We start from the raw sequence: 6,016 nt of genomic DNA on the forward strand, positions 1-6,016 counted from the left end.
GGTGAACGGGTGAACGGGTGAACGGGTGAACGGGTGAACGGGTGAACGGGTGAACGGGTGAACGGGTGAACGGGTGAACGGGTGAACGGGTGAACGGGTGAACGGGTGAACGGGTGAACGGGTGAACGGGTGAACGGCGCGTCAGAGATGATGGCGCGGCGGTCCGGCATCACGTCGGCGGTTAAAACCGCGGCTGGAAGTTCACGAAATCCGCCTTCGCGGATTGGGTGCGGCGCACGTCGGCAGGTTCGCCGCACCACCGCCCGTTTCCATTGTTCGGGGGAGGGATGAACGTCGGCGGAAAACACGGTCCACGCAGGTGGACCTTGTGATTTTCCAGCCGCGATTTCAATCGCCGAGGAAGATGCTGGACCGCCACACCATGCCCGACGAAACCGCGAACCCCGCGGCTGCCCCCGCCGACGCCATCCGCCGCGCCCTGATCGACGCGGCGGAGGCGGCGTACGAGGATGCCGGCATCCAGGGCCTGTGCGCGGAGGGTCGCTGGGAGGCGGCGGTGTCCGCGATGCGCCGGGTGGATGTCGAGGCGGTCGCCAGAGGAGCGCTGCAGCCGTCCACATCGAACGAGTTTACTTCCTCATCCGACCGATCCGCACCTCCGGAATCCGCTGCATCTGCTTGATTCATCAGGTAGATGGCGCGATTCACATCAACCGGATTCGTGGGCTGACCTCTTTGGCACGCAGGTGACCGGAATTGCGCGGATGGTGTATCATTCCATCCTGTTGATTCCGATCGTCTGCACCGTGCGCGTTGATGTCCACCGAAGCGTTCAGCACCCTCGACGCAAAGCTCCGCACCCTCACGACCCAGCCCGGCGTGTACCTGATGAAGGACGCCGAGGGCGTGATCATCTACGTGGGCAAGGCCAAAAGCCTGCGCTCGCGCGTTCGCTCGTACTTTCAGGGCGGGGCGCAGCACGGCATCAAGACGCGCGAGATGGTGCGGCGCGTGACGGACTTCGACACCATCGTGGTGCGCAGCGAGGCCGAGGCGCTCATCCTCGAGAACAACCTGATCAAGGAGAATCGTCCGCGCTTCAACATCAACCTGCGCGACGACAAGACGTATCCCTACATCAAGGTCACCAGCGAGCCGTTCCCCCGCGTCTACGTTACCCGCAGCCTGCGCAAGGACGGCAGCCGCTACTTTGGTCCGTACACGGACGTGCGGCGGATGCGGCAGTCGCTGGAGGTGGTGAAAAAGCTGTACACCGTGCGCAGCTGCCACTACAACCTGCCCAAGGAAGTGCCGGCGCGGCCGTGTCTGGACTACCACATCGGCCGCTGCAAGGCGCCATGCGTGGCGTTCCAGACGCCCGACGAGTACCGGGGGATGATTGAGGAGATTACCGAAGTGCTGGGCGGGCACACGCGGCTGGTCGCGCGCCGGCTGCGCGAAGAGATGCAGAAGGCGGCGGAGGAGATGAACTTCGAGCGCGCCGGCGAGCTGCGCGACTCCATCCGCCAGCTGGAGTCGCTCGAAAGCCGGCAGCAGATCATGGACGTGTCCGGCAGCGACCGCGACATCGTCGGCTTTGCGCGCGACGGGGCGGAGGCGTGCGGCGTGGTGCTGCAGATCAGGGAAGGGAAGCTGCTGGGGCGCGAGGCGCAGTTCCTCACCAACCTGGAGGAAGAGGGCGACGCCGAGGCACTGTCGACGTTCGCCACGCGCGTGTACGCGGACCGTCTGTCGCGCGACCCGGAGTCCATGCCGCCGGAGGTGTTCTTCGGGATGGACTTCGAGGACCGCCCGGTGCTGGAAGAGCTGCTGCGCGCGCAGGCCCGGCGCGCGGTGCGCCTGCACGTGCCCCAGCGCGGCGAAAAGGTGCAGCTGGTCGGCCTGGCGGACCAGAACGCCCGGCACCTGCTGGAAGAGCGCAAGCTGATGGGCAACGTCGCGGCCGAGCGCGCACCCGACGCGCTGTACGAGCTTCAGGAGGTGCTGGAGCTGCCGCTGGTGCCGCGCACCATGGTGTGCTTCGACATCTCGCACACGCAGGGGACGGAGGTGGTGGCCTCGGCCGTGTTCTTTGAGAACGGCGCGCCCGCCAAGGGCGAGTACCGCAAGATGAAGATTCGCGGCGACTGGGGAAACGACGACTTTGCGTCCATGCACGAGGCGGTGACGCGCTGGTTCAGCCGACGCGTGGAAGAGGGCAAGCCGCTGCCGGACCTGGCGGTGATCGACGGTGGCAAGGGACAGCTGGGCGCGGCGCTCAAGGCGCTGGAAGCGCTGGACTTTCCGCAGCAGGCGGTGATCGGCCTGGCCAAGAAGGAGGAGGAGATCTTTCTCCCCCGCCGCTCGGACAGCATTCGCCTGCCGCGCCGCAGCCACGCCCTGCGCCTGCTGCAGCGCCTGCGCGACGAGGCGCACCGCTTTGCCATCACCTACAACCGCAAGCTGCGCACAAAGCGGACGATCCGCTCGGAGCTTTCTACCATCCCCGGCGTGGGCCCGTCACGGCAAAAGGCGCTGCTGGCCAAGTTCGGCTCCATGCGCGGCGTGATGGCGGCCTCTGAGGCGGAGATCGCGGCGCTCCCCGGCTTCGGCGCGTCGATCGCGCGCAAGGTCAAGGAGGCACTGGCCCCGGCGGACCCTCACCCGCTCGCGTAGGCTCGCATCCTCTCCCGCAAGGCCGGGCAGCGGGAGGGGGATCTGCGTGACGGTTCGCTCCGGTTGCGGAGCACGCCTTAGGGGCCGTCGGGGTCTTGACGCGCCGTTCACTCTGTTCTACTTTGAGAGGCGTCGTGAACGCTGCTGGTCCTGGTGGTCCACCCCTTTCCGAGGGTGAGCAAATGGTGATGATCGAGTCTCTGCTCGACGAGGTGCAGGCCACCAACGACCGGTTGAACAGGTCGATGGATGACTATCTTGCCCAGATGACCGCCTTTCGGGATTGGGCGCGTACCGTGGGATATTCGTCTCCCACAACAACCTCTGACGTGAGTACCGATGAGCGGCCTCACCGAGCTGGGCCAACGCGTCGCGGACCTGTATAAGGAAATCGTGACCACGACGGTCAGGTTCGAGAGCCTGAGCCGGGAGACGACCACCGACATCGCGGAGGCCAGGACGGCGATTCAGCGGATGGACGAGCGGATGCAGCAGATGCAGCTCGACCACGTTCGGGAACGCGCGGAGCTGTCCAGCCAGATCAAAGCCCTCGATGCGCGTCTGGACGCGCTCAGCGAGAGCGCCCTTCACGCCGTCGCGCGTGATGCGGCCCGGCAGGCGATGCACACGATCCTGAACGACGGCGAGGCCACCCACGCGGCGCTCCCCCCGTCAGCGGACGGATTGCCCGGAGGCGCAGGCCGTCTGCTGCCCGTCGGCCGCTAGAGTCAACCCGGACTTTACCTGCGCGAGAAGTTGAAGCCCCGTCCCAACGTCGCGTCAGCGTCGTTGGGACGGGGCTTCTCGCTTTCCCAGCAGCGGGTTTACCCGCTCATCCCGTTGCGGGGGCTGAGTCTTACGGGATCCCCGCCAGGTACGATGAGCGGTGCGCCTTCAGCCGCCGACTCCCGCCAACTCCGGCACGCGTGTGAGCCAGCCGTGCGTGTCCGCCGCGCGACCGCGGGCGATGTCCAGGTAGCGCTGCTGAAGCTGGCGCGTCAAGGGGCCCATCTTGCCCTCACCCACCGTGATGCGGTCCACGCTGCGGATGGGGGTGACCTCGCTGGCCGTGCCGGTAAAGAACAGCTCGTCGGCCGTGTACAGCCACTCGCGCGGCACCGCCTGCTCGCGTGTGGGAATGCCCAGGTCCGCGGCGATGCGCAGGATGCTGTCGCGGGTGATGCCGATCAGGTTGGTGCCGTCCAGCGCCGGCGTGATCAGGATGCCGTCGCGGACCAGGAATACGTTCTGCCCCGTCCCCTCGCTCACCAGCCCGCCCGGCCCCAGCGCGATGGCGTCGGCGTAGCCGTCCTCGATGGCCTCCAGCCGCCCCAGCTGCGAGTTGAGGTAGTTGCCGGCGGCCTTGGCGCCCGACGGAAAGGTGTTGGGCTCCTGCCGCTGCCAGCTGGACACCTTCACGTCCACGCCGTTCTCCAGCGCGCCCTCGCCCAGGTACGTGCCCCAGGGCCAGCACGCGATGTACACGTCCAGCGTGCTGCCGACGGGGGACAGGCCGGCCGAGCCGTAGCCGCGCACCACCATGGGCCGGATGTAGCACTCGCGCAGCCCGTTGCGCGCCACGATCTCGCCGCACGCCTCGGCGATCTCGGGGATGCGGTCGCCGATCTCCATGCGGTAGATCTTGGACGAGTCGCGCAGGCGGCGCAGGTGCGCGTCCAGCCGGAAGATGGCGGGGCCGTCCGGCGTATCGTAGCAGCGAACGCCCTCGAACAGCGACGAGCCGAACTGGATTGAGTGGACAAGGACGTGCACGGTGGCGTCCTGCCAGCGGATCCACTCCCCGTCCTTCCAGATCCAGTCGGTCTGGGGCATGTTGTGCGTGACCATCAGATTCAGCTCAGCTTGTAAAGTGTGCTCCCCGCGCTCCAGAGGTGCGACAACATGCGTTGTATGAGTCTGCGGGGCCAGTCCATGCGGCGCCGTGAGCCTGCGGGAGCGGCTGAAGCCGCCGCAACCACGGCGGAAAGCCTCGCGAACTGCGCGAGGCTTCAACTGCGGGATGTGCGGATTCGGAGCGTCGGGGCACTCCAATCGCGGAACGTCGGCAGCGGACGCCCAAGTGCTTGGGAGGCCGCACACACCTGGGCCGCCGAGTCCGCGCAGGCGGACTTTGTGACTTTCCAGTCGCGGTTTCAACCGCCCATCGAGAGTCCGGCCAAGCGGCTCGTGGCCAGACACTCGCACGCCGCGCGGTCGCAGATGCACCCGCTGGTCAGAACCTGCCATCCTGACCCGTTTGCCCGCGTACGCTTCGTGCGGTGCGCACCCCGTCGAGCCGAAGATCCAGACGAATGACGAACCGGGAGATGGGTGGATGAAGATCGCCGTACTGATGGGCGGGACGAGTGCGGAGCGGGAAGTGTCGCTGGCGTCGGGACTGGCGATCGTCAAGGCGCTGCGCGAGCGCGGGCACGAAGTGTGGACGGTGGACACGGCCGCCGGCTACGTCCCTCAGGACGAGGAAAGCGACCTGCTTCCCGGCGGGGTGAAGAGCGCCCCGCCGGAAAGCCTGGAGAACGCGCTGCCGCTGATCGACCTGGCGCAGGTCAAGGAGCTGCGCGGCGCGGAACTGGCCTTTCTGGCCCTGCACGGAGGCGACGGCGAGGACGGCACCATCCAGGCGCTGCTGGAGCTGGTCGGCATTCCCTACACGGGGACGGGGCCGCTGGGCTCGGGGATCGCGATGGACAAGGACGTCACCAAGCGCCTGCTGCGCGACGCCCAGGTGCCCACGCTTCCCTGGCGGGTGGCGCGGGCGCCGGAGTTCACCTACGACCCCGACATCATCGAGGACCTGGTGGGGCTGCCGTGCGTGGTAAAGCCGTCGCGGCAGGGCTCCAGCGTGGGCATCCACATCGTCTCCGAGGCCAGCGAGCTGGAGGCGGCTGTGCGCGACTCGGCGCAGTACGACACCGAGGTGATGATCGAGCGCTTCGCCAAGGGGCGCGAGCTGACCGTCGGCATCCTGGGAGATCAGGCGTTCCCGGCCGTGGAGATCCGCCCCAAGAAGGGGATCTACGACTACGAGAGCAAGTACACGCCGGGGATGACGGAGTACCTGTGCCCCGCGCCGCTGGAGGAGGAGGTGATGGCGCAGGTGCAGGCGTACGCGCTGCGCGCGTTCAAGGTGCTCAAGCTGCGCGGATACGCCCGCATCGACTTCATCCTGGCCAAGGAGCAGCTGTTCTGCCTGGAGGCCAACACCCTGCCGGGGATGACGGCCACCAGCCTGCTACCCAAGGGCGCGGCGGCCGTGGGGATCGACTTTCCCGAGCTGTGCGACCGCATTGCGCGGCTGGCGGTGCGCTGACGGCTGCGCGGACCGGAGTGGCGGGACCGGTGTAGATGAGGAGGCGCG

Annotated in this window: 5 protein-coding genes and 1 pseudogene; 4 read left to right on the forward strand and 2 right to left on the reverse strand. The window is 67.4% G+C overall.

Annotated elements, in window-relative coordinates; translation table 11 throughout:
- A pseudogene (locus tag ACOJUJ_RS08465) lies at window positions 1-308 on the reverse strand (hypothetical protein); the annotation flags it as partial.
- Between the two features lie 56 nt (window positions 309-364).
- Here ACOJUJ_RS08465 and ACOJUJ_RS08470 point away from each other — a divergent pair.
- The 3 genes from ACOJUJ_RS08470 to ACOJUJ_RS08480 all read left to right on the forward strand — a co-directional run bounded on the left by ACOJUJ_RS08470 (window position 365) and on the right by ACOJUJ_RS08480 (window position 3,363).
- Window positions 365-643: a hypothetical protein gene (locus tag ACOJUJ_RS08470; protein ID WP_420126427.1), complete on the forward strand. Its 279-nt coding sequence runs from the start codon at window positions 365-367 to the stop codon at window positions 641-643.
- Between the two features lie 134 nt (window positions 644-777).
- The gene (gene uvrC, locus ACOJUJ_RS08475; RefSeq protein WP_420126428.1) at window positions 778-2,637 is read left to right on the forward strand and encodes an excinuclease ABC subunit UvrC; all 1,860 of its coding nucleotides are present in this window, start codon (window positions 778-780) and stop codon (window positions 2,635-2,637) included.
- A gap of 339 nt (window positions 2,638-2,976) precedes the next feature.
- Window positions 2,977-3,363 carry a hypothetical protein gene (locus ACOJUJ_RS08480; RefSeq protein ID WP_420126429.1) on the forward strand — a complete coding sequence of 129 codons (387 nt, stop codon included), beginning with the start codon at window positions 2,977-2,979 and terminating at the stop codon, window positions 3,361-3,363.
- A gap of 168 nt (window positions 3,364-3,531) precedes the next feature.
- Here the strand turns inward: ACOJUJ_RS08480 and ACOJUJ_RS08485 are convergent, their stop codons facing one another.
- Window positions 3,532-4,485: a branched-chain amino acid transaminase gene (locus tag ACOJUJ_RS08485; RefSeq protein WP_420126430.1), complete on the reverse strand. Its 954-nt coding sequence runs from the start codon at window positions 4,483-4,485 to the stop codon at window positions 3,532-3,534.
- 487 nt (window positions 4,486-4,972) lie between these two features.
- Between ACOJUJ_RS08485 and ACOJUJ_RS08490 the strand changes: the two genes are divergently transcribed.
- Window positions 4,973-5,968 carry a D-alanine--D-alanine ligase gene (locus ACOJUJ_RS08490; protein WP_420126431.1) on the forward strand — a complete coding sequence of 332 codons (996 nt, stop codon included), beginning with the start codon at window positions 4,973-4,975 and terminating at the stop codon, window positions 5,966-5,968.
- Window positions 5,969-6,016 lie beyond the last annotated feature (48 nt).

The organism is Longimicrobium sp. (genome assembly GCF_048594345.1).
In the GTDB taxonomy this organism is placed as follows: domain Bacteria; phylum Gemmatimonadota; class Gemmatimonadetes; order Longimicrobiales; family Longimicrobiaceae; genus Longimicrobium.

What these genes read in the sequence shown, in the direction of transcription:
- ACOJUJ_RS08470 (WP_420126427.1), top strand. Translation starts at nt 365, where the DNA reads ATGCTGGACCGCCACACCATGCCCGACGAAACCGCGAACCCCGCGGCT.
- uvrC (WP_420126428.1), top strand. Translation starts at nt 778, where the DNA reads ATGTCCACCGAAGCGTTCAGCACCCTCGACGCAAAGCTCCGCACCCTC.
- ACOJUJ_RS08480 (WP_420126429.1), top strand. Translation starts at nt 2,977, where the DNA reads ATGAGCGGCCTCACCGAGCTGGGCCAACGCGTCGCGGACCTGTATAAG.
- ACOJUJ_RS08485 (WP_420126430.1), bottom strand. Translation starts at nt 4,485, where the DNA reads ATGGTCACGCACAACATGCCCCAGACCGACTGGATCTGGAAGGACGGG.
- ACOJUJ_RS08490 (WP_420126431.1), top strand. Translation starts at nt 4,973, where the DNA reads ATGAAGATCGCCGTACTGATGGGCGGGACGAGTGCGGAGCGGGAAGTG.